Origin of the sequence: Pseudofrankia inefficax (assembly GCF_000166135.1) — a bacterium.
In the GTDB taxonomy this organism is placed as follows: Bacteria; Actinomycetota; Actinomycetes; order Frankiales; family Frankiaceae; genus Pseudofrankia; species Pseudofrankia inefficax.
The window spans coordinates 8,670,637-8,693,047 of the sequence record NC_014666.1 but is presented as its reverse complement, the minus strand read 5'-3'; the positions used below and the strand labels follow the sequence as shown (position 1 = coordinate 8,693,047).

Sequence of the window (22,411 nt, the reverse complement as noted above, 5' to 3'; positions counted from 1 at the left end):
CGCTTCGTGCGGAGATGACGGTCACCCTCCGGCGATCGGCCGAGCTCCAGGTCAGCGGGCCGCCGGGTTCCAGGCGCGCGGGCAGCCCGGTCGCCGGTCAGCGGGTCGCGCTCCGGGTCAGGCGCCGAGGATCCCTGTCTTGGTCGCGCTCGGGGTCGGGGTGGGCGGCGCCTCGGTGGACGGGACCGCGGTGACGGACGGCGGCGGGCTGCTCGCGGGCGGCGGCGGTGGGGTGGTGGCCCCGGCCGGGGTGGTGGGCGCGGCGGTGCGGCGGACCGTCGTGGCGGAGGCCGTCGGCCGCGGCGTGGCGGAGGGTGTCGCGGGCGGCGGAGCCGGCGTGGCGCCGGCCGAGGGGGCCGGCGGCGAGAAGGTGGCCATGGGCTGCCCGACCCGGGTGGCGAGCGCGGACCACTGGGCGTCGCCCTTGGTCAGCCCGTCCCGGATGCGCTGCTCGATGGTGGACTTGGGTGCCGCGGTGCCGTCGAACAGGTTCCCGCAGGCGGCGACGCCGTTGCCGTAGCCGTCGAGGCCGCCGTCGAACAGGTCCTGGGCCGCGCTGTCCGGGCCGGGGGTGAGCGCGCGGGCCTCGGTGACGGCGTCGGCGAGCGAACTGCAGACCGGCTGCAGGGCCGATCCGTTCTGGCCGGCCAGGTCGGTGCGCACGGCTGCGACGTCAAGCGCGATGAGCTGTCGGATCGCCTGCGTGCCGACGTACCAACGGGTCAGGGCGTCGCTGCTGACGGTTGACGCCGCGAACGAGCTGCCACCGCTGTTCGCCGTGGAGTCCGCGGGCTTGGGGCCTGCGCAGGTCGTCAGCACGCCCGCCACCGCGATCAGGATGGCGCCGGCGAGGGCGAACGGCTTCCACAGCTCGCTGGGTTCCCCGTCGGCCTTCGCACGCAGGCTCAGCCGAGGGACGGCCATCGGACTGTTCTCCTTTGAGTCACCGGCGTCAGCCAGTAGCGCGTACGAGTCGGCACGATATCGCCGGTTACGTCAGTGTCCGACGGGGAGGGTCGATTGGCGCACCTCGTTAGCTTCCGGGCCGAGGGGCGTGACTGCCTTGGCCCTCGGAGGCCGATCGCCGGGTATACAGGTGCCGGTCGTCCTGGGACCCCGTAGCGGCCGAGGTGAGAAAGTGGATGGTGTGTCGACCGTGAATCGCAGCCAAGCGAGCGACGAAGCGACCGGGCCTGGTCCGGCGGCTGCCGTCGGCAGGGCCACGGCCGGCCGAGGCGCCGCGACGCGGTCGACCCGGCAGGGCGACGCCGTCTCCGCGGCGCTCGCCGCGACCAACGCGTTCACCAGCGCGCAGGAGCTGCACGCCCGGCTGCGCGCCGACGGCCAGCCGGTCGGGCTGACCACCGTCTACCGGCATCTGCAGGTGCTCGCCGATCGTGGCGAGGTCGACGTGCTGCGCCTCGACGACGGCGAGACCGTCTACCGCCGGTGCGCCACCGACACCCACCACCACCACCTGGTGTGCCGGATCTGCGGGCACACCGTCGAGGTCGCCGGGCGCGAGATCGAGCACTGGACCGAGCAGGTCGCCGCGGCCGAGGGCTTCACGGACGTCGCCCACACCGTCGAGATCTACGGACGCTGCGCCAGCTGCGCCGCCGCCGGCGCCTGAGCGGTCCTGGCCTCGGCCCGCAGCCACGGAGCGAGCAGCAGCGAGCCGGCGAACAGGGCGGTGACCGTCAGCACGATCGCGCCGCCGGCCGCGATGTTCCACTGGGCGCTCACCGCCAGGCCGACGACACCGGCGAACACTCCCAGCACCATCGAGAGCGCCGTCATCGGGCCGGTCCGCACGCACCACAGCCGCGCGGTCGCGGCCGGGCCGACGACCAGCGCGATCGCCATGATCGTGCCGACCGCCGGGACGGTCGTGACCACCGCCAGCTCGAGCGCGACGAGCACGACCAGATCCAGCCGCCGGGCCGGGTAGCCGCCGGCGGCCAGCGCCGTCGGGTCGAAGGCGCCGAGCAGCAGCTCCTTGCGCAGCGCGGCGAGCACGGCCAGCACGAGGACCGCCGTCACCGCGCTGACGACCAGGTCCGACTCGTCGACGGTGAGGATCGAGCCGACCAGGAACGCCGTGAGGTCCTTGGTGAACCCGTCCTGGGCCGACATCAACGCGACGCCGAGAGCGAACCCACCGGAGAGCACGACCCCGGTCACGCTGGAGACGTCCCGGCCACCGCGGCCGGTCGGCGCGGCCGACGGCAGCGCGCCCGCCGATCCGCCGCGCGCACCCGCGACGAGCGCGACCACGCCGACGATGACGAGCCCGAAGACACCGGCGCCGAGGACCAGCGGTACCCCGAGCAGCGCGGCGACCACGACACCCGGGAACGTCGCGTGGGTGAGGGCCACGGTGAGGAAGCTCAGCCGGCGCAGCACGATGTGCACGCCGACCGCGCCGCAGAGCAGGCCGACGAGCACGGCCTCGGCCAGGGCCCGGCGGGTGTACCCGTCGCCGAGGGTCTGCCAGAGCATCACGGTGCTCGCCCCGCCTCGGGATCGACCGTCAGCGCCGCGGCCCGCGCCGCCTGGTCCGTCGCGGGATGGCGCCAGTCCTCGATCGGCAGGTGGGCCGGATCGGCGGGCGAGAGCCGGCCCGGCCGGGCGCGGACCGTACCGGCCGGGACGTCCGCGCTCGCGCGCGGCCTCCCGATTCTCGCGCGGGCACGGATCGACGCGACGACCAGCGCGAGCAGGTAGCCGGCGACGAGGACCAGCACGACGGTCGCGCCGGTCGCCAGCCGCACACCGTGGTCGACGGAGATCTTGTAGCTGATCAGCAGACCGGCCCAGCCGCCGGCCATCCCGAACGCCGCCGCGATCGCGGTGATCGCCAGGATCCGGTCGGACAGCAGCCGGGCGGCGGCGGCCGGCACCACGATCAGCGCGATCACCAGCACCGTCCCGACCGCCCGGACCGCGGCGACGACGACGAGCGCGATCGAGAGGTTGAGCGCCAGATCCAGCACGACGACCCGGTACCCGGCCGCCTGCGCCGCCTGCGCGTCGAACGCGACCAGCAGCAGCTCCTTGCGCAGCGCGACCAGCAGCAGCAGGACCACGGCGGCGACGACGGCCGTCGTCTCGATGTCCTGCGACCGCACGGTCAGCACCCGGCCGAACAGGAACGCCGTCAGATCCGAGGTGTAGGACGACCTGCGCGAGACCAGCACGACGCCGATCGCGAAGAACCCGGTCAGCAGGATCGCGAGCGTCGCGTCCTCCTCGACCCGCCTGGTCGCCGCGAGCACCGTGAACAGCGCGGCGGACAGGCAGCCCACCACGAGCGCGCCGGGGAAGATCCCGGGCTGCCCGCTCAGCAGGAAGCCGATGACGACCCCGGGGAACACGGTGTGGGTAAGCGCGTCGGTGAGAAACGCCAGCCGGCGCAGCAGCACGAACACGCCGACCACGGCCGCGACGCCACCGAGCAGCAGCAGCTCGATCAGCGCCCTGGTCAGGTACGGCCGCTCGAACGGCGCGGTGAGCAGGTCGATCAGCGTCACGGGCGGGCCACGATGACACCGTGCGCGCCGAGCTCGACGGCGGCGCCGCCGTAGGTGGCGCGCAGCAGCTCCGGGGTCAGGGTCGCCGCCGGCGGGCCGAAGGCGAACTGGTGGCGGTTGAGCAGGCAGACGTCGTCGCAGGCGAGGTGCGCGAGCGCGAGGTCGTGCGTCGAGATGACGACGGCGGTGCCCGTGGCGGTCAGCTTCGCGAGCGCCGCGAGCAGCGCGTCCTGGGAGACGGCGTCCACGCCGTTGAACGGCTCGTCCAGCAGCAGCAGCCGCGGCGCGGCCGCGATCGCCCTGGCCAGCAGCACCCGCTGGCGCTGCCCGCCGGACAGCGTGCCGAAGCGGTCCTTCTCCCGGTGGGCGAGACCGACCGCGTCCAGCGCGGCCGCGGCGGCGGCCCGGTCCTCCGCGCCCGGCCGGCGCACCCAGCCGATCCGCCGGTAGCGGCCCATCAGGACCACCTGGCCGACCGACACCGGGAAGTCGGCGTCCAGGGTGTCGGCCTGAGGCACGTAGCCCACCTCGCGGCGCGCTCTGGCTGGTGTCTCACCAAGCACGGTGATCGAACCCGAGACCACCGGGACCAGCCCGAGGATCGCTCGGATCAGGGTGGACTTGCCTGCGCCGTTCGGGCCGATCAGCGCTACGGTCCGCCCGGCCGGTACCCGGCCCCTGACCCGCTCCAGCGCGGGGACGCGGCCGTAGGCGACGGTCGCCTCGGCCAGTACCAGCGCGTCCGGTCCGCCGCCCTCGTCCGGCTCGGCGAGGCGGGTCGGCGTCGCGGGCGCGTCGCCGACCAGGCGGCCGTCGGAACTCATGTCGGCCACGGTATGCGGTCGGCGACCGACCGCTGCCGGCCGGCCTGCCCGGTGGTGGTGAGCGGTGGCCACCGGACCAGGGACCGCCGCGCTCACCGGAGGGCCTTCACGATCACGTCGGTGTTGTGCTGCTCGGCCTTCAGGTAGGTGTCACCCGCGGACCCGGCCGGCCCGAGCGAGTCGGCGTACAGCGAGTCCTCGCCCGCGATGACGGTCACTCCGGCCTCGCGCCCGATCGACTCGGCGGTCTTCGGCGGCAGCGACGACTCGGAGAAGACGGCCTTGACCCCGGTCTTCCGGATCTTGGCGACGATGTCCTGGATCGTCTTCCCGGACAGCTCGGCCGACGTGTCGAAGCTCGGAATGATCGAGCCGACGTAGGTGATCCCATACCGGGCTGTGTAGTAGCCGAACGCGTCGTGGTTGGTGACCAGGAGCCGCTGGCTGGCCGGGATCGTGGCGATCTCGGCGGCGTCGTGGCGGTCGAGCGCGTCGAGGGCCACCAGATACGTCGCCAGGCTCTTCTCGAAGGCCGGCGCGTGGGCCGGGTCGGCGCGCGCGAAGCCCTTCTCGATGTCCGTCACCATGATCTTCGCGTTGCGCGGGTCGTGCCAGATGTGCGGGTCGTGCTGGCCCGCCTCGGCGCCGGACCCGGCTCGCAGTGGTACGCCGTCGGCCATCACCACCCGGGTGCCCTCGAACCCGGACGCGGACACGGCGTCGTCCAGCCACGACTCCAGCCCGGCGCCGTTGGTGACCAGCACGTCGGCCTTCGCGAGCGCGTCGAGGTCGGCGGGCGACGGCTCGAAGTCGTGCGGGTCGACATTCGGCTTGATCAGCTGGGTGACGGTGACCAGGCCGCCGCCGATCGACCGGCTGAAGTCGCCGGCCTGGGTCGTCGTCGCGACGACGCGCAGCTTCCCGGTGGACGCGGCACCGGACCCGCCGCTCTGGCTCGAGCCGCAACCGGCCAGCGCGACCGACGCGGCCAGGCCCAGCACACCGAGCACCCCCGCCGCGATCCGAGCGGGGCGCCGCCCTGCTCGGCGGCCGGCACGACGTTCCGCTCGATCGGGGGAGGAGCACACCCCGCCATGGTTTCGCACGTTCGTAATGAAAACGGTTTCGGATAACGGTGTCAACTCGGCCGCTTCGGGCCGGGCGTGTCCGAGTCGGGCGTCGGCGAGCGATCCGAGTGTCCGCTGGTCGGCCGTGCACGACACATGCGTCGGATACAGGGGACATGTCCGGGAACCGGCGGAGTTGGGAATAGGGTCACGGTGTTGTGAGCCCAGTCCTCGCCTCGTCCCGAGCCGGGAACTTCGTCCGCGCTCTCATCGTCATCGGACTGATCACGATTGTCTTCCGCGAGCTCTACCTGCTGTGGTACTTCCACACCCCCGCGTGGACGTCGCGGCCGAACGAGATCCGGTACTGCCGTTCGTACTACGAGCGCCGTGACAACCCGCCGGACGTGTCCACGTCCGACATGGAGTCGCTCGCGGGCGGCCGGGTGAAGCAGGTCATGCGCTCGCCGGTGCTGCGCCCCATCGCCGCCTACAAGCCGGCGAAGGCCTGCCCGCGCTACGTCTTCGCGAAGGTCGGCTCGGACCGGTTCGTCGTCTACACCTTCCCGACCGGCTGACGGCCCGTCACCGCGCCGGGCGCGGGATCGTGGCCTCGTCGGCAGGCGGCCCACCGGGCTGGCCGGCGGCGAGCACGTACACCCGGGCATGGATGGACGTCCGCTGCTGCAGGGCGGCCCGGACGGCACGGTGTAGCCCGTCCTCCAGGTAGAGCGCGCCATCCCATTCGACGACGTGGGGGAACAGGTCGCCGTAGAAGGTCGAGTCCTCGTCGAGCAGCAGATCGAGGGCGAGGACCCGCTTCGTCGTGACCAGCTGGTCAAGCCGGACCTGGCGTGGCGGGATCTTCGCCCAGTCGCGCTGGCCGAGGCCGTGGTCGGGATACGGGCGACCGTCCCCGACCAGCTTGAAGATCACCTGTACCTCCTTCGCCGTCTCGTCTACCCACGCACACCGGGTGGCCGCGCGTCGACAACCGTCCCAACCGGCCGGAGCCGGCGCGGGTGGCGGCGCACCTTCCTCGGCGACGCCACCACCACAGCCTAGAATCCCGCGCCCGCACCCTCGCGCACTACCACTCTCCGGCCCGCGGTTGCCCAGGCCTTGAGACACGCGGACAGCGTTGGCGTCGCGTAGCCGTCAGCAGTCACGCGTCCTCGGCGCCAAGGCGTGTCGCGGGCCGCGACGCCGTCCGCTCGGTGCCGGCCGCCGTCCTCGCGCACCCGCCGAAACGGCTCGTGGCCGCGGATCAGCCCGCGAAAGCGCTTGACCTACGTCGCGCGGCCCACTTAAGTAAGCCTAACTTCATGACTTGCTGTGGGTGGGAGGGGCCTGATGGCCGCGGAGGAACCGGACGACGACACGATGCCCCGGCTCGCGATCCACGCGCGGACCGTGCTGGCCGGCGCCCGGCACGCGCTGCTCACCCTGCCGGGCGCGCGGGTCTGTGGCTGGACCGGCCTGATCGACGACGGCGGCGAGCCCGTCCTGCTGGTCGGCGCCGGGAGCCCGCCGACCCTGACGGCGGGTTCCCGCCGCTGCCGGCTCGACGTGCCAGGGTTCACCGGCGAGCGGCTCGTGCTCGGCGGCCAGCTGCGCACGATGCCGGGCAGCGCCGAGCAGATCGCCCGGCGGATCGCCGGCCCTGGGCTGCGCCCGACCATGCCGGACTATGACGACGATGGGCTCGTCGCGCTCGCGCTGTCGGTGGACGAGGTGCTGCTCTGCCTGCCCACCCCGACCGAGCCGGGCGCGCGCCGGCGTGGCAGCCGGGCCGGGCGCCGGGTCAACGCGCTCGCCGGGCGGCGCGAGCTGGGCCGCGGCGCCGAGCCGCGGTGGCCGTCGACCGCGTCCGGCCGCCGGATCGAGCTGGACGCGTACGCGCTGGCTGAGCCGGACCTCATCGCCGCCTACGCGCCCGACCTCATCGAGCACCTGAACACCGCGCACGCGGGCCAGCTGCGGCTCATCGCCGCCGCCCACGGCCGCGCGGTCGCCGCCGAGGTGCCCGGCGGGGCCGGGCCGGCGGTGCCGATGCGCCCGGCGGACCTGGCCAGCGTGGCCGGCATCGCCGTCGGGACGCTCGACCGTGACGGTCTGACCCTGTGGCAGGTCGACGAGGCGGGCGCTCATGAGCTGCGGGTCACCTTCCACAACCCGCTGACGGAGCCGCGTTCGCTGGGCCTGGAGCTGCGCCGCCTGCTCACGGAGCCGTCCCGGTAGACGTCCGGGGCCGTCCTTGGCCTGGGCCGCCGGTCACCGGACGGTGTAGGTGACGGCGGTGGAGTACTCGTCGAAGTCGTTGATGCGCACGGTGATGCCCATCCGCCACGAGCCGGCGAGCGGCACCTGGGCGTCCTGGGCGAGCAGCTCACCGGTGCCGGCCGCGACCATCGGGACGTCGATGGGCCCGACCTGGGCCGCCGGCAGCGACAGCGTCACGGACGCCTCCACGAGCCGCTGCGGCTGGCCCTGCGGGTCGCGCACCCGGACGGCGACGGTCTCCAGACCGGTCCGGGTCGGCGAGACGCGCACGTCGACCGTGAGCGGTCCGGCGGTCGTCGTCGTGTGGAACGGTGGCGCGTACGTCGTGCGGCCGGGAGCGCGGTTCACGAGCGCCGCGGTGACCGCCAGCACCGCCACCCCGATCACGGCCTCGGCCATCACCCCGCGTCGCAGCACACCCAGCGCGCCCTGGGTCACCCTGCGGCGGCCCTCCTGGTCGAGCTCGTCCTCGGCGCCGTCGTCGGCCTCGGCGCGGGCCGCGTCGGTCTCCGCGGTCATCGCCAGCGCGACCGGGCGGAAGTGCCGGATCACCCACCGGTTCGACAGGAAGCCGACGCCGAGCATCGCCAGCACGAACCACAGCTTGTAGAGCAGCAGCCGGCCGTAGGCGGTGTCGAACAGCGCGCCCACCGCGCCGAGCTCACGCCAGCTCTGGTAGACGCCGGACAGCACGATCAGCCCGACCGCCGTCATGGCGACGCGTGACCAGCGCGGGAGCACCTCGGCCAGCTCCGCCGCCCGGTCGGCCTCGACCGGGGCGACGTCCGCGTCGTGCTCGTCGAGGTAGGCACGGGCGGCGGCGAGCGCGGCCTCGTCGTCCAGCTCGCCGTCCGCGTCGCCGTCGTGTGGGCCGGACTGGCGGACGATCGCCTCGGCCCAGTCGGCGTGGTCCTCGCCGTCGGAGGGTGCCGGGCGGCGGCGGTCGAGCAGGCCCGTGGCGAGCACCGCCAGGCCGCCGAGCCAGACGGACATCGCCAGCAGGTGCGCGGTAATGCTGGCGGTCGCCAGCCACGCCCACGAGCCGACGCCGCCGTGACCGGTGAGTGCCGTCGTCGCCGCCACCGCGACCGCGAGCCCGCCGAGCTCGGCCCTGGTCCAGGCCGACGGCCGCCACCCGGGCTCACCGGTCCGCGCTGGCTGCCCTTCGGGCCGTGCGGCGGTGGCCGCGAGCACCGCCCGCAGCAACGGGACGGCGAGCAGCAGGGCCAGCAGCCGGATCAGGGTGAGCTTGCCGTACCGGTCGGCCAGCGTGGAACCGAGCGGAGCCCAGCGGAACAGGGCCGACAGCCCGAGGTCGTCCCCGTAGGGGCCCTGCAGGAACAGGCAGGCGGCGGCCCCCACGAACGCGGCCATCCACCCCGCGACCAGCAGCCGGCGCGCCGCGAGCCGCCGCAGCCCGGCCGGCCACAGCACGAGCAGGAAGAAGCCCGCGCCCAGCAGCACCGCCATCCCGCCGAAGGCGACCAGCCGGGCCACCCCGAACACGAACCCGGTCACCGGTGAGCCGGCCTGCGCAGTGTTCGCCGCGGCGGCCTCACTCGCCGTGGGCGCCCGGCCGATCCCGAACGCGTACCCGCCCGCGACGGGGTGGCTGTCCTCCGAGATGACGTGCCAGCTGACCAGGTAGGTGCCCTTCGGCAGGTTGGGCTTGAGCGCGATCGTGACCTGGGAGGCCGTCGGGCCGCCGTGCGCGCCCCCGGTGTCCACCCGGGTGCCGCGCGCGTCGATCACCCGGATCGACGTCGAGTCCGACCGGACCGACTCGCTGAACCCGAGGGTCACGGTCGCCGGCGACGTCGCGGCCGCCGTCCCGCCGGCCGGCGTCGCCCGCTCCAGGATGGCGTGTGCCCACGCGGGCGACGCCCCTAGGCCGACGAGAGCCAGCACGGCCGTCACGGTCAGCGCCGCCAGCGCGCCCGCCCGCCGCCGCCGTACGTGCGCCGTGCCGGAATTGCCGCTCATGCGTCCAGTCTCTTTCTGTCAGGCGCCCGGCGGGAAGACCGGCCGGCGCCCGGGTGGAGAGGGCCCGTCGGCGGCGGCCTGGGCCGCCGCCGACGGTTCCCAGGTCAGCCGCCCGTGTGGGAGCGGCGGCGGGTCGACGCGAGCGCGAGGCCCGCGGCGACGAGGCCGAGCACGCCGACCACGAGGCCGGCGATGCCCAGGCCGCGGGCGGTGTCGTCCGCCTTGGCCGTGGCCGTGGCCGTGGCCGGGGCCGCTGCCGGTGCGGTCGTGGCGCCGGTGGTGCTGGCCGTGCCCTCGGCCGCCGCGGTCAGGGTCACGGTGGGAGCCGGGTGCTCCGGCTCGGGCTGGCCGGCCTGGCTCTCGTCGATCCAACGAACGACCGAGCCGTCCGAGTACGTCTGCAGCGCCTTGAAGCTGACGGACTTCGCGTCGGTGGGCAGCGGGCCGGCCGAGACGACGAACGTGTCGAACTCACCGGGCTTGATGCCCGGCCCGGTGGCCGTCCAGGTGATCTCGTTGACGACCTGGACGATCTTGTTTCCGTCGTCGTCGGTGACCGGCCTGCTCGGGGCGCCGGACTTGACCTCGTACGTCCAGCCGGCCTTCGGCTGGACCTCGACCGAGGCGATGGGGTCGGCGGTCGGGAACTGCACGTCGAGCTTGGTCGTCGACGCGGTGTCGCTCTCGGACGGGACGTTGAACGAGAGCTGGACGTATCCGCCGGCCGGCGCGCTCTGGGGCGACACCGTGACATGCGCCGAGGCCGGCAGCGCCATCGCGACGACGGCTACGGCGCCGATCGCGGTCACGCCGGCAACTCGGGCGAACCGGGGCATCTTTCGGGACATCGGGGACCTTCCACACAGGTGGACACGCGACAAGGAATGGGAGCCCTCCCCGCTCGGCCGGACCTGGAGCGACACGGTGTCGCGCGCACGGCGAAGCGGGAGCGGCGATGGGTCGCCCGCGGCACGCCACCGGGGTTCGCGCAGGCAGCGGTGTGCGGCCTGCGGCGGACGGGCGTGGGCCAGGCGACCAGAAGGCGGGGCAGTGGCCGGATCAGCCGGATCAGCCGCCCAGGATCCGGGCGCGCGAACGACTGGTCAGACCGCGGGACGGGTGACGACCCGACCGGCCGGCGGCCCGCGCCGCCGGGCTGACCGGCCGACGGGCTGGGCGCGCGGCCGGACCGGGGGCGCGCTGGTCAGGTTCCGGTCGTCCGGGCGGCTACCGCTCGCCTCGTCGGCGGTGGCCGCCAGCACCAGCAGCCGGCGGAGCCGGGCGGCGGCCGCGGCCAGCGGACCGACGATCCGGGCGGCGGCCCTGGGCAGCGTGGTGCGCAGCGTGGCGGCGGCCCACAGCAGCCTGTCGGCCCGGTGCAGCAGCAGACCGGTGGCGATGACGGCGGCCAGGTGGGCGAGGACCATGGCCGCGGCGCGCGCCCAGGTCGACCCGTCCAGCTCGACGAGTAGCTCGCTGGGCCGCAGCACGTGGTGGTGGTGCCCGGGAGCCGCGCTCGTCGGATGGTTGGCGAGCACGAAGGCCGCGTGCGCCAGGAGCTGCGAGCAGGTGAGCCAGCCGAGCACGGCCGCCAGGCCCCGGCGTCGTCCGGCGAGCCCGTACGCCAGCCGGACGAACAGCACTCCCGCCGCGAGCACCAGCCAGGCCGGTGGCGGGGCCGCGCCGGCCGCGGTGTGCGCCGCGACCGCGAGGCTCACCGACGCCCCGCCGGCCACGACGGCCCGGACCACGCGCGTCGGCCCGGCGGCGGGCCCTCGGCTGGCGATCGGCAGCACGCCTCGGACCGCCGGGAGGTCAGGTCGGGCCGTTCGGGCTCCGCGCAAGCCAGGCGGCCGCGGCGCGAGGGCCCGACCGGACGTCACGTCCGCGACTCTGCCACACCTTGACCAGGTGGCACGAACCCGCGTCGGCAGCACGACCGATTTGATTCCGGGCCAGGCGGGCGACCGCTGACCAGCACGGACCGGGGAAGCGCCCGGCCCGCGATCCGGGCTCGCCGGAAGCCGTCGGCGTGGCGGGTAGCGTCGACGCACCGACAGAACTGTGCGCGAGGGAGCGGGGCTGATGGGTGTGTCGACCGGTCCCCGCCTCGCCGAGCTCTACCGCTACCCCGTCAAGGGCCTGACCGGCGAACCGCTCGACGAGGTGGCCCTGGCCGCCGGCGACGGCGTCCCGGGGGACCGGATGTTCGCGCTCGCGCTACCGAGCACCGCCTTCGACGAGGACCGTCCGGTGGCGCTGGGCAAGCGGCACTTCCTCATGCTGATGCGCGACGAGACGCTCGCCAGGGTCCGTACCGCCTACGACCCCCGGACCGGGCTGCTCACCGTCGACGAAGGCACTCGCCGCTGGTCGGCCGACCTCGCCACGGCATCCGGCCGGAGGGCTGTCGAGCAGTACTTCGGCGCGCTCGCCGCCGACACGGCCAGGACGTCCGGCGACGACGCGCTCCCGCGCCTGGTCACCGCGCGTGGCGGCCACCGGTTCACGGACGGGGGGCCGGACGGCCAGGAGGTGATGCGCGCCGTCTCGGTGCTCAACCTCGCCAGCGTGCGCGACTTCGCCGAGCGGGTCGGCCAGCCGGTCGACCCGCTGCGGTTCCGGGCGAACCTTCACCTCGACGGCATCCCGGCCTGGGCCGAGCGGGACTGGGCCGGTCAGGAGATCATCATCGGGCGGGTCCGGCTGCGGGTGCTGAAGGACATCCGGCGCTGCGCCGCGACGACCGTCAACCCGCGGACCGCCGAACGGGACCTCAAAGTGCTCAAGGAACTCCAGACCCATTACGGTCACACCGACTGCGGCAGCTATGCCACGGTGCTGACGGCCGGCACGGTCCGGCCCGGCGACCCGGTCGCCCTGCCCGGCACCGGGGGCTGAGCGCCGACCGGCCGGGGCTCGCTGCCGACGAGGAGTGGGAGGGGCCGTGCGTGTCGTCATCGCCGAGGACTCGGTGCTGCTGCGGGAAGGGCTGTCCAGGCTGCTGACCGACGCGGGCTGCGAGATCGTGGCCGCCGTCGGCGACGGGCCGGCCCTGGTGGGCGCGATCACCACACACCGTCCGGACGTCTCGGTCGTGGACGTGCGGATGCCGCCGTCCCACCGGGACGAGGGCCTGCGGGCGGCGATCTCGGCCCGCGCCGAGGTGCCCGGCTCGCCCGTGCTGGTGCTGAGCCAGTACGTCGAGAAGCAGTACGCCGCCGAGTTGCTGGCCGACGGCGCCGGCTCGATCGGCTACCTGCTCAAGGACCGGGTGGCCGACGTCCGCGAGTTCGTCGACGCGGTCCGGCGGGTGGCCGGCGGTGGCACGGTGATGGACCCGGAGGTGGTCGCGCAGCTGCTGGTCCGCAGCCGCCGGGACGACCCGATGGCCATGCTGACCCCGCGCGAGCGGGAGGTCCTCCAGCTGATGGCGGAGGGGCGTTCGAACGCCGCGATCGCCACGCACCTGGTGGTGAGCGCCGGCGCCGTCGAGAAGCACATCTCCAACGTCTTCGCCAAGCTGGGCCTGGAGGCCTCCGGCAGCGACCATCGCCGCGTGCTGGCGGTCCTCACCTATCTGCGCGAGTCCTGACCGGCCGATCGGCCGGCCGCCCGGCTACATGTTGGCCGTGCTGCCCGAGTCGATCGTGCCGAGGACGGCCGGCGGGTGGGGCAGGTGGAGCGGTGGCGAGGCCGAGGTCATCGGCTGGGTCGTCCCGCCGGCCGGCGGTGGGGTCGTCTGCGCGGGCTGGGTCGGGACCGGGCTGGTCGGCGCCCCGCCGGTCGGCGACGGAGTGTGCGACGGCCGGGTCGGTGTCGCAGTCGGGCTCGCGGTCGACGTGGGCCCGTGCGTCGTCGCGGGCGGCGAGACGACCGTGGCTGTCGGCGACGGGGTGACCGACGGCTGGGTGGGCGCGCCGGCGTCCGACGGCGGTGGCGGTGTCGTCGCGACGATCAGGTGATGGTCGACGACGGGTCGCGGCTGGCTGTGGGTGATGATCACCACAGGCGCCGGAGGCGCCGCCGGCGGGGTGAACCCGGGCGGCGTGGTCGGGCCGCCGTTGGTCGCCGCCGAGCTGACCACCAGCGAGGGCGCGACGATCGCCGCGTCCGGGAAGTTCTCGGCCGACAGGTTCGCCGACGGCGTCGGCCAGTTGAGCGCGGCGGTGATACCGGCGACCGCGACCACCAACGAGGCGGCGATCGCTATCGCCGGCCGGGTGCGCCAGTCGGAGCTGAGGCCTCGACCGTGGCGGATCTCCAGGTCGTCGATCGGGACGAGCGGTGCGCCCTGGCCGTCCGCGTAGAACTGGTCGTCGCTGTAGAACGGGTTCGCCGGGGCGAACGGCAGGACGTTGGCCGGGAGCTCGGTGTCGAGCGTCGGCGGGTCGACGTCGAGGTCGTCGGCACTCTCCGCGGCGACGCCGAGCGACCGCTTGACCAGGGCCACGGGCTGGTCGGCACCGCCGGCGTGGCCGCCGAGGCTGGCCCCGCCGGCGACGGTGCCATGGTCTGCCGTGGCGTGGGCGGCGAGGTCGCCGGCGGCAGGCCTGGCGGCCTTCGTGCCGTGCCCGGCCGATTTCCTGCTGAAGCGGCCGGCGGTCTTGGCGGCCCGGGCGACGTTCGCCGCCGCGTCGAGGGTGACCTCGGCCAGGGTCTCCAGCTCGTGGCCCTGGGCCGAGTCGGCCTGGCCCGCCTTGACGGCGTGCGTGGGGGCCTCGCTGGCCTCGTGCTGCGCGGCGGCCTCGTGCGATGCGGCGCCGACGGTCGCGTCCTCGACGTCGGCCGAGCCCGCAGCGGCACCCACGAGCTCGGGCTCGCTCGCCGCGTCCCGGAGCCCGGCCCCGGTCGCCGGGACGTCGCCGCCGCCCTGCGCCGCCAGGGCGGCCGCGCCGGTCAGCGCGGCGGCGGCCTCGGTGGTCCTCGGGCGGGGGAGGTTGCGGGCGGCGAGGTGCTCGGTCGCGGCGCGCTCGTGCGCGGCGGTGCTCGCGGCTCGGTCGAAGGTACGGGCGAGGCCGGCGTGCAGGCTGGCGGGCGCGGGCACGACCGCGCCCTCGATCATCTCCTCGGCGCTGACGCCGTGCGGGACGGGCACACTGCGCGCCTGCGGCGAGCCCGACCAGGCCAGCGCACTGCCGCGAGCGAGCTCGAGCAACCAGGACCGCAGCCTGGACGGCTCGGAAAGCGGGTTCATCCGGGTACGAGCGACCAGCGCGAAAGCGGTGCCGGCGGCGGCCCGCGCCACGGTCGGATCACCGAGAACGACGAGGCACATCGAGAAGACGTCGTCTGCATACCGATCGTAAAGATCGTCGAACGCCTGACGGTCACCGCGACGCACTCGCGCCACCAGATCCGCGTCGCCGCCCATATCGCCCGCCGCTCCCGTCGCTTACTCGGACGCACCAATATTAGGAGCCTGCCGTTCGGTGAGGGTGAAGCTTGCGAAGATCGCCGTGTCGCGCGTTCGACAGCTCATCCGACTTGACGGCGATGGCAGCACTTGATCCATCGGGATCCAACTACGCGGCCCCCCGCTGACCTCGATGATTTCACGTGGTGGCAGCGTTCGTACAGCGGGTCCGGCCAGAATCCGGGCCCCTGGGCCTGGGCGATCGCGGGGCGGCGGGCGCGGCTGCGCCCGGGCCACCGGTGCCCAGGTTCCGGTGGACTGTCCGGATACCGGACCTGGCTCGCACATCCGTCCGCTTGGACCGGATTTTGCGTCCCGACGACTCGATCATCGAGGTACCCCGCTCACGGCGGACCACTTCCGTGTCCCGCTATACGTCGGTTGCGCCGAATCGTTACCGGAATGTTCTCGCGGCGTTCCGGGCCGGCATTACCTGTGTATACGGTGTGGTACTGGTGGGTGAATCTGAAATCGCCGACGGCCGTTTTCAGCGAAATCACCGGCCCGGCCGTCCGCGCCCGTTGTGGTGCGGGACCTGGCCGCTAGGGCGCCCGCCGTGCCGGACCCGCGGCGGGCGGCCCTGACGTGCCGAGGCCCGGCCGGTGAACCTCACCGGCCGGGCCTCGGCACGTCACGACTCGTCGGGCTAGGAGGACGGCTGCTGCGCCAGGGTGACCTTGGCGGTCTGGCTCTGGCCGTTGCGGGTGTAGGTCACCGTCACCGATTCGCCGATCTCGTGGGCGCGGACCGCCGCGATCAGCGCGTCGACGTCGGACACGGTCCGGTCGCCGATCTTGGTGATGATGTCGCCCGACTGCAGGCCGGCCTGCTGCGCGGGGCCGCCGTTGACGAGGTTCTGGATCTGCGCACCCTTGCCGCCGATGCCGGTGCCCGTCGGGTCGTTGCCGGCGTCCTGCGCGTTGATCCCGAGGTACGGGTGGACCGCCTTGCCGGAGGTGATCAGCTGCTGGGCGATCTTCTGTGCGTAGTTGCTGGCGATGGCGAAGCCGACGCCGATGTTGCCGGACTGCTGCTGCTGGCCCCCGAACGGGCTGCTGCTGCCGCTGTCGACGGTGGCGATCGCGCTGTTGATGCCGACGATCTGGCCCTTGCTGTTGACCAGCGGACCGCCGGAGTTGCCCGGGTTGATCGGGGCGTCCGTCTGGATCGCGTCGAGGACCGCGTTGGCGTCCTGGACCTGGCTGTCGCCGGTCCGCACCGGGCGATGCACGGCGCTGACGATGCCGGACGTGACCGTGCCGGCCAGGCCGAGCGGGCTGCCGACGGCGACGACCAGCTCGCCGATCTGCAGCGCGTCCGAGTCGCCGAACGTCGCCGCGGTCAGGCCCGACTTATTGATCTTGACAACGGCGAGGTCCGAGCTCGGGTCGGTGCCGACCACGGTCGCGTCGACGGTGTCTCCGGACTGCAGGGTGACCGTCAGCGAGCCGGAGGCTCCCGAGGCGCCGGACACCACGTGGTTGTTGGTCAGGATGTAGCCGTCGGCGCGGATGATGATGCCCGAGCCGGTGCCGGCCTCGTTGTTGCCGACCTCGGAGATCGTCACGACGCTCGGCAGGATGACCTGCGCGGCCTTGCTGACGGTGTTGTCGGCCGCCGGCGCCACCGGGTTCGAGTCGGTGGAGCGGGTCAGCCCGGAGCCGGTGACGACCTGCGTCGTCGAATGATCGCTGTCGGCGACCAGGGCGCCGATTCCGCCGCCTACACCGCCGCTGACGAGTGCGAGCGCGACGGCCGCGGCGATCAGCTTGCGCCGGCCGCCCATCGGCCCGGAACGCGCGGATCCGGTGACGGGGCCGCCAGGGCCGCCGGGGCCACCCGGGCCACCGGAGTACATCCCGCCCGGCGGCGGGTACTGGGGCGCGGACCAGCTCTCGCCGGGCCGGCCCGCCCACGGAGATCCCGGCGGCGGGCCCCAGGGGCCGCCCTGGCCGGGGTTGGTCGGCGGGTTCGGCGCGTCCTGCGCCCGGAACGCCATGGGTACCCCGTTGGTCGGCGGGTCAATGGGAAAGCCGCCGGTGGCCGGCGGGCCAGCGGGGGCCGCGTTGAATCCCGGGTTCTCCGGCGACGACAGCGCGGAGCCGTCGGGCCGGGCCCAGGGCGAGCGGTACTCGGAGTCGTCCGAGAGATGACGAGCAGGGTCGAACGCTGTCTCCGACCCCTCCCGGGCGTCGAACGGCCGACCGCCCGGGTCGTTGCCGTCGACCGCGGTGGTGTTGAAGGTGGGACGCGTTGTCATGAGAGGCACTTTCCCGGCGGACCCTGAGCGCTTGCTGAAGCCCGACCAACGTTTCCGCTAAGCGGTCCCGGTCAGCCTATCGGCTGCCCGACAGCCATCTGGGCAGCTTCGCTCGTCGGTCGTGGTCGCTCTGCGGACAGCCGCCGGGCTGGTCCGCCGTCCGGGGCCGGCGCGGAGGCCCCGGCGGGCCGACTCAGAGTCCCTTGGGCGGCTCGCTGGCCTGACCGGCGGTGCCGCGGGCGGCGAGCAGGTCGCGGATCTCGACCAGCAGCAGGGCCTCGTCGGAGAGCACCGGGTCGTCCTGAGTCGGCGTCTCGCCACTGCGGCGCCGCTCGCTGATCTTGGCCAGCGGCATCACCACGAGGAAGTAGATCACGGCGGCGACGATCAGGAACGAGATCGCGTCGTTGATGAACAGTCCATAGGTGAAGGTGCTGTGGTGGATCCGGAAGGTCAGCCCCTGGAAGCTCGGCTTGCCGGCGATGGCCGCGATCAGCGGGGTGAGGATGTTGTCCACCAGCGATTTCACCAGCGCGGTGAACGCGGTGCCGACGACGACAGCGACCGCCAGATCGATGATGTTGCCGCGCATCAGGAAGTTCTTGAAGCCTTGCAGGGTGTTGCGCATAGGTTCCCCTCTGGGTCGGTCCCTTGGCCCGTGGCGTCTGCGACCGGTCGCGAAGCTGGCTGGTTTCTCGTCGTGCTGGATTGGCCGCGTCGCCGCGCCCCGGTGGAGGCCGCCCACCCGGCCGGCGGCCGACCGCGCCGAGGCCGAGGCGCCGGGCGAGCGGGTGCCGTCCGTCGGGCCACCGTAGACGAAAGGCCCGAACCAGCGTTTGAGTGGTCCGAACGGAATGAATGGGAATTGGCGCCGCTATCGAACGGCAAAAGTCTCATCGACGCCAAATCGGGCGTGTCGCGTCAACGGTCCACCAACCGCCGGCCGGGCCGGCCTGGCGTTCGCCGCGTTCTTCGGTGACCGGTCGCGTCGAGGCGTGCCGAAGCGGTCACCCGGACGAGTGCGCCCGGTCGCGTTGCGTGCCGATCCCGGTGAATTCGACGGTATTGGCGCGGAATGACGGCTTCTGGCGCGGGGTCTCCCGCAATGGGCGACCAACGGCGTGGTACACCGGTCTGAGGCAGCGCGCCGGACGGGGGGCTTGCCGGATGACACCCGGAGGGAGGCTGCCTGGTGACGGACAGTCCACGCCGACCGGGCCCGGCTGACCCACGCCGATCTCCGGCGAGTGGTCGGCGCGCCGATGAGCCAGGTGGCTACCGCGGGGACGACCACCGCGGCGATCGCCCGGATCCCCGCCGTGGCGGGCCGGCGGCCGACCCCCGGAACGCCGTCGGCCGTCGTCCGGACGACCAGAACCCGCGCAACGTCCAGGGCGGGCGCCAGCCCGGCCCGGCCGGCGGCCAGCCCGGCCGCGCGGCGAACTGGGACTCGAACCGCGGCGGACCCCCACCGCGCCGCCCGGACGACCCCTACCGGCGTGACCCAGGCCCCGCCGGCGGGGCCTGGGACGGTGACGACGACCCGTACCGGCCGGCCGGCCGCGCGCGGAACACCGGTGCGTACCCACCGGGAGGCCCGGACCGAACGGGCCAGGGCGGCGAGCGGCGCGGCCGGCCGGCGGCCGGCCCGGATGGCCGTGCCGCGAACGGTCGCGACGGCGACGACTCCAGGCCGGGCTTCACGGGCCGCAAGGTGCTGGTGCCACCGGCTGGCGGCGCGACCGGCGGCCGGGGCCCGGTAGCCGGCCGCCCCCCGGCCGAGGGCGCGGGCCCGGCTGGCGATCGCGCCCCCGTGGCTGGTCGCCGCCCGGCCGACCAGGCGACCGGGGGACGCCGGCGGACCGGCGGCACCGGGCCTCGCCCGGCCGAGGCCCGTCAGGAGCCGTCCGCGCGCGACCGCTTCGGCGCACCACTCCCCGAGTCCCGCGTCGAGCAGACGATGCTCAGCCCGCGCTCACCGGGCGGAACCGGCCGCGATACCGGCGGCCGGAACGCCCGTACCAGCGCCCCCGGGAACGGCGGCGCTCCTGGGAACGGCGCCGCCCCGAGGAACGGCACCGCTCCCAGGAACAGCACCGGTGGGACCGGCCCCCGCGGGCGGTTCGAAAACCCTCCGGCGGAGTCGCCCAGCGAACGGACGATGATCAGCCGTCCGCGCCGGGGCGGCCCCTGGCCCGACGACCGCGACGACGACCTCCTCGACAGCGTCGGCGACCCGGTAGCCGACCTGGGCCGCGCCCGGGACTGGGATGGCGAGCGCGGCCCCCGCGCGGACCGCGAGGGCCCCGCTGGCGGGCGGGATGCCCTCCGGGGTGGTACCGGCCCGCGTCGGGCAGCCAGCGGCCCGTCCGGACGCTTTGGGACGGAGGGCGGCTCGGGCCGGCTGGCGGCCTTCGCCGAGGCCGACGACGACGAGCTGGACGACGACGCGGCAGACTCCGAACGGCCCGACCTCGGCATGGCGCTGTTCTGGCGCCGACTGGTGATCGCGCTGGTCTGGCTCGGGTTCGCGCTGGGCCTCGGGGTCGGTGCCGGCGTCATCTGGGAGAAGATCCGCCCAAGCGCCGACGCGACGACGGCCGCCACGGCGAGCCTCACGCCGACGGCCAGCGCGCCCGCCGCCGCCCCGTCGCCGACCAGCAGCGCCACGCCGGCCCCGGCCGTCCCGGCGGACTGGGCCGCCTACACGGCCACCACGAGCAACGCGAAGTCGACCTTCTCGCACCCTGGCGCCTGGACGATCCACCCGGACAGCACGGCCGTCTTCTTCGTCGAGCCGAGTGGTCCCCGGATGGTCGGCGTCGCGCGCCGGGTCGGCCTGACCGACGGCGCGGCCGCCGTCTCGAAGGTGGACGCGCTGGAGTTCAACACCCTGGCCGGCCACGCGGTCACCGGCTCCGGCAACGTGAAGGACCCGATCAGCGGCGCCACGGTGTGGGAGCTGACCGGCACGTACACGCGTCAGGGCCAGAAGGTCGCGTACATGATGCACTCCGTGGACGGTCCAGGCGCCGAGTACGTCCTCATCGTCCGGGTGCCGGCGGACTCCTCGTCCGAGCTGGACGGCCTGATGCGGTCGCTGCGGGCGTCCTTCCAGCCCGCGTCCTGACGCCGGCCGGCGGGCCTACCGGTTCGGGACCGGGTTGGCGCGGGCGCCGCTCAGGATGCGCCAGACGACCGTCGCGGTGTCGAAGGCGGCCGGGCCGGTCGACGCGGGCCAGCCGTGGTCGACGTTCGGCAGGAAGTACTCGACGACCCGGGCGCTCGCGGCGCAGGTGGACTCGGTCCGCACGGCGTCGGTCGGGTTCGTCGCCGCGTCAACCGGCACCGGCGTGATCGGCGCGGCATCGGCCGAGGCCGGGTCGCCGGTGGGGCGAGCCCCGGCCAGCGTGGCGCGGATCTGTGCCGGGGTCACCGCCGGGCTGCCTGCGCTGAGCGTCTCGCTCAGGCGGGGCGCGCCGTCCGGGCCGGTCGCCGTCACGTCGCCAGGGCTCGTGGCCGGCTCGCAGCGGTCCTCGGCCCGGAACGGGGCCAGGCTGTCCGCCGTCGAGGTGATCGGCGCTGCGAGATCGCGCTGCCAGGTGGTTCCGGCCCCCGGCACGTGCTGGTCCTTGCCGCCGTGGACGGAGACGACGGTCAGCGGCGTCTTCGGCTTGCATCCGGGCTGTTCCAGGCTGCCGGCGACCACGGCGATCCCGGCGATGTCCTCGGGGTGCTCGCAGGCGTAGCGGTAGGCCATCATGCCGCCGTTGGACAGGCCGACGATCAGGACCCGCGTCGGGTCGATCGGGTAGTTCGTCTCCAGGTGCTGGATCAGCGCGTGCAGGTAGGCGACGTCGTCGACGTCCTTGCTGGCGGCGTCGCCGCAGCAGCTGCCCGCGTCCCACGACCCGTCGATGCCGTCCGGGCTGACCATCGCGAAGCCGGCGGTCTGGGCGAGCTGGCTCAGCCCCCAGCCCTCGGTCTCGGCCGCCGAGTGGAACAGGCTGTGCAGCGCGACCACCAGCGGGTACGGGCCGGCCGTGTCCGGACCGGGCAGCACGAGGTGCAGCTGGGACGTGCGGCCGGAGCGCTCGTAGGCGTCAGGGCCGGTCGTATGGGTGGGGGTGGCGGCGGCGGCCACGGCGGCCGGGGTCGCGCCGGCCGCGGCGCCGCCAGCGGACGGGTCGCCGGCCGGGAAGCCGCAACCGGCGGCGGCCAGGGCGGCGAACAGGAGGCTGAGGAGCCAGACCGTGGCGGCCCGGCGGCGACGGACGGCCGACACATCGCCCATTTTGCCGTTTCCTTGGGCGGACCCGACGTCCGGTTGTCCATCATGGCCGTCAGTGGTCGCTTTGCCACGTCTCGACCGCCTTCCGGCGGGCCTGACCCGGTGACATTCCAGGTCGTGTCCGCCACACGCGGTCGCGGCGCCGGTCGGTGGTCAGGCACGGCCGAGGCCGTTCGCTGGCGGTAGAGGCGCGCTGGTGGCGGGGTTGCGCGCGTCACTCGGTGGCGGGCGGCGTCTGGCGTCCGGGCGGGCGCGAGAGGATGACACGGTGGGGAGGGGTTCGGCGAACTGTCGGGCGTGGCCGGCCCTTGTGCGGCACTCTGGGAGTGGAAATCAGCGCGGGCGCCGAGCCAGCCGGCGGCGGACCGGCGCGGACACGTCGCACTGCGAAGCGCGACTGCCCCCAGGGTAGGTAGTCAGGAGACGCGACCGGAGCGAGCAATCGGCAATCCGGAGGGACAACTCTCGGTGGACGAGCTATCGGACATGGATCGTTCCCGCCTGCTCCTTGGGTGGCTGGCGGCGCGGCGCGCAGTGGATCACTGCCTGTCGGACCTGCTGGCCGCCGGACCGGCGGGCGAGCGGCGGGTCCGGGCCCAGCTGGCCCTGGTGGACGATCTGGAGAGCCGTGCTCAGGCGGCCTTCGACCGCTACCGCACGGCCGCGGAGAAGACGGCCGGCGCGCAGCAGGAGCGCCCCCGCCTCAACGTCGTCCGCGGCGAGCGCCCCTAGTCAGGTAGCGGTCAGTCAGCTC

Annotated in this window: 20 protein-coding genes; 7 read left to right on the top strand and 13 right to left on the bottom strand. The window is 74.2% G+C overall.

Features of this window, described 5'->3' with window-relative positions; all coding sequences use genetic code 11:
- Positions 1-117: 117 nt before the first annotated feature.
- A complete protein-coding gene (locus FRAEUI1C_RS39240) occupies positions 118-924 on the bottom strand; it encodes a hypothetical protein (protein WP_013428194.1) in 807 nt (268 codons plus the stop codon).
- Positions 925-1,156: 232 nt separating this feature from the next.
- On the opposite strand from FRAEUI1C_RS39240, the gene FRAEUI1C_RS35315 reads away from it, so the two are divergent.
- Positions 1,157-1,633, top strand: coding sequence for a Fur family transcriptional regulator (locus FRAEUI1C_RS35315; RefSeq protein WP_232425235.1), 477 nt, complete (start codon positions 1,157-1,159; stop codon positions 1,631-1,633).
- Here the strand turns inward: FRAEUI1C_RS35315 and FRAEUI1C_RS35310 are convergent.
- From FRAEUI1C_RS35310 to FRAEUI1C_RS35295, 4 genes are all read right to left on the bottom strand, one after another.
- Positions 1,594-2,502 carry a metal ABC transporter permease gene (locus FRAEUI1C_RS35310; RefSeq protein ID WP_013428192.1) on the bottom strand — a complete coding sequence of 303 codons (909 nt, stop codon included), beginning with the start codon at positions 2,500-2,502 and terminating at the stop codon, positions 1,594-1,596. The two genes, FRAEUI1C_RS35315 and FRAEUI1C_RS35310, sit on opposite strands and share 40 nt — an antisense overlap.
- Positions 2,502-3,533: a metal ABC transporter permease gene (locus FRAEUI1C_RS35305; RefSeq protein WP_013428191.1), complete on the bottom strand. Its 1,032-nt coding sequence runs from the start codon at positions 3,531-3,533 to the stop codon at positions 2,502-2,504. The genes FRAEUI1C_RS35310 and FRAEUI1C_RS35305 overlap by 1 nt, the downstream gene beginning before the upstream one ends.
- Positions 3,530-4,357 carry a metal ABC transporter ATP-binding protein gene (locus FRAEUI1C_RS35300; protein WP_013428190.1) on the bottom strand — a complete coding sequence of 276 codons (828 nt, stop codon included), beginning with the start codon at positions 4,355-4,357 and terminating at the stop codon, positions 3,530-3,532. The genes FRAEUI1C_RS35305 and FRAEUI1C_RS35300 overlap by 4 nt, the downstream gene beginning before the upstream one ends.
- Positions 4,358-4,449: 92 nt before the next feature.
- Positions 4,450-5,358 (bottom strand): metal ABC transporter substrate-binding protein, encoded by a 909-nt coding sequence (locus tag FRAEUI1C_RS35295; RefSeq protein WP_013428189.1) that lies wholly within the window; start codon positions 5,356-5,358, stop codon positions 4,450-4,452.
- 284 nt (positions 5,359-5,642) lie between these two features.
- Here FRAEUI1C_RS35295 and FRAEUI1C_RS35290 point away from each other — a divergent pair, with 284 nt between their 5' ends.
- Positions 5,643-6,002: a hypothetical protein gene (locus FRAEUI1C_RS35290; protein ID WP_013428188.1), complete on the top strand. Its 360-nt coding sequence runs from the start codon at positions 5,643-5,645 to the stop codon at positions 6,000-6,002.
- 7 nt (positions 6,003-6,009) lie between these two features.
- Here FRAEUI1C_RS35290 and FRAEUI1C_RS35285 read toward each other — a convergent pair whose 3' ends face one another.
- The gene (locus FRAEUI1C_RS35285) at positions 6,010-6,360 is read right to left on the bottom strand and encodes a type II toxin-antitoxin system VapB family antitoxin (RefSeq protein ID WP_013428187.1); all 351 of its coding nucleotides are present in this window, start codon (positions 6,358-6,360) and stop codon (positions 6,010-6,012) included.
- Between the two features lie 417 nt (positions 6,361-6,777).
- On the opposite strand from FRAEUI1C_RS35285, the gene FRAEUI1C_RS35280 reads away from it, so the two are divergent.
- Positions 6,778-7,665 (top strand): DUF2470 domain-containing protein, encoded by an 888-nt coding sequence (locus FRAEUI1C_RS35280; RefSeq protein ID WP_013428186.1) that lies wholly within the window; start codon positions 6,778-6,780, stop codon positions 7,663-7,665.
- A gap of 33 nt (positions 7,666-7,698) precedes the next feature.
- Here FRAEUI1C_RS35280 and FRAEUI1C_RS35275 read toward each other — a convergent pair whose 3' ends face one another.
- From FRAEUI1C_RS35275 to FRAEUI1C_RS40025, 3 genes are all read right to left on the bottom strand, one after another.
- The gene (locus FRAEUI1C_RS35275; protein WP_013428185.1) at positions 7,699-9,690 is read right to left on the bottom strand and encodes a copper resistance CopC/CopD family protein; all 1,992 of its coding nucleotides are present in this window, start codon (positions 9,688-9,690) and stop codon (positions 7,699-7,701) included.
- A 104-nt stretch (positions 9,691-9,794) separates the two neighbouring features.
- A complete protein-coding gene (locus tag FRAEUI1C_RS35270; protein WP_013428184.1) occupies positions 9,795-10,538 on the bottom strand; it encodes a YcnI family copper-binding membrane protein in 744 nt (247 codons plus the stop codon).
- Positions 10,539-10,793: 255 nt separating this feature from the next.
- Positions 10,794-11,486, bottom strand: a complete 693-nt coding sequence (locus tag FRAEUI1C_RS40025) for a hypothetical protein (RefSeq protein WP_013428183.1) — start codon at positions 11,484-11,486, stop codon at positions 10,794-10,796.
- Between the two features lie 289 nt (positions 11,487-11,775).
- Here FRAEUI1C_RS40025 and FRAEUI1C_RS35260 point away from each other — a divergent pair, with 289 nt between their 5' ends.
- Entirely contained in the window at positions 11,776-12,591 is an 816-nt protein-coding gene (locus FRAEUI1C_RS35260; protein WP_013428182.1) for an MOSC domain-containing protein, read from the top strand.
- 46 nt (positions 12,592-12,637) lie between these two features.
- Positions 12,638-13,285: a response regulator transcription factor gene (locus FRAEUI1C_RS35255; RefSeq protein ID WP_013428181.1), complete on the top strand. Its 648-nt coding sequence runs from the start codon at positions 12,638-12,640 to the stop codon at positions 13,283-13,285.
- A 24-nt stretch (positions 13,286-13,309) separates the two neighbouring features.
- On the opposite strand, the gene FRAEUI1C_RS41510 is transcribed toward FRAEUI1C_RS35255, so the two are convergent.
- The 3 genes from FRAEUI1C_RS41510 to mscL all read right to left on the bottom strand — a co-directional run bounded on the left by FRAEUI1C_RS41510 (position 13,310) and on the right by mscL (position 17,994).
- Positions 13,310-15,034 carry a hypothetical protein gene (locus FRAEUI1C_RS41510; protein WP_049807076.1) on the bottom strand — a complete coding sequence of 575 codons (1,725 nt, stop codon included), beginning with the start codon at positions 15,032-15,034 and terminating at the stop codon, positions 13,310-13,312.
- A 718-nt stretch (positions 15,035-15,752) separates the two neighbouring features.
- Positions 15,753-17,366: a S1C family serine protease gene (locus FRAEUI1C_RS35245; protein ID WP_013428179.1), complete on the bottom strand. Its 1,614-nt coding sequence runs from the start codon at positions 17,364-17,366 to the stop codon at positions 15,753-15,755.
- 193 nt (positions 17,367-17,559) lie between these two features.
- On the bottom strand, positions 17,560-17,994 hold the full coding sequence (gene mscL, locus FRAEUI1C_RS35240; protein ID WP_013428178.1) for a large conductance mechanosensitive channel protein MscL: 435 nt from the start codon (positions 17,992-17,994) through the stop codon (positions 17,560-17,562).
- 1,533 nt (positions 17,995-19,527) lie between these two features.
- On the opposite strand from mscL, the gene FRAEUI1C_RS35235 reads away from it, so the two are divergent.
- On the top strand, positions 19,528-20,496 hold the full coding sequence (locus tag FRAEUI1C_RS35235) for a hypothetical protein (protein WP_157735220.1): 969 nt from the start codon (positions 19,528-19,530) through the stop codon (positions 20,494-20,496).
- A 15-nt stretch (positions 20,497-20,511) separates the two neighbouring features.
- On the opposite strand, the gene FRAEUI1C_RS35230 is transcribed toward FRAEUI1C_RS35235, so the two are convergent.
- On the bottom strand, positions 20,512-21,660 hold the full coding sequence (locus tag FRAEUI1C_RS35230) for an alpha/beta hydrolase-fold protein (RefSeq protein ID WP_013428176.1): 1,149 nt from the start codon (positions 21,658-21,660) through the stop codon (positions 20,512-20,514).
- A 483-nt stretch (positions 21,661-22,143) separates the two neighbouring features.
- On the opposite strand from FRAEUI1C_RS35230, the gene FRAEUI1C_RS35225 reads away from it, so the two are divergent.
- On the top strand, positions 22,144-22,389 hold the full coding sequence (locus FRAEUI1C_RS35225) for a hypothetical protein (RefSeq protein ID WP_232425234.1): 246 nt from the start codon (positions 22,144-22,146) through the stop codon (positions 22,387-22,389).
- Positions 22,390-22,411: the final 22 nt, after the last annotated feature.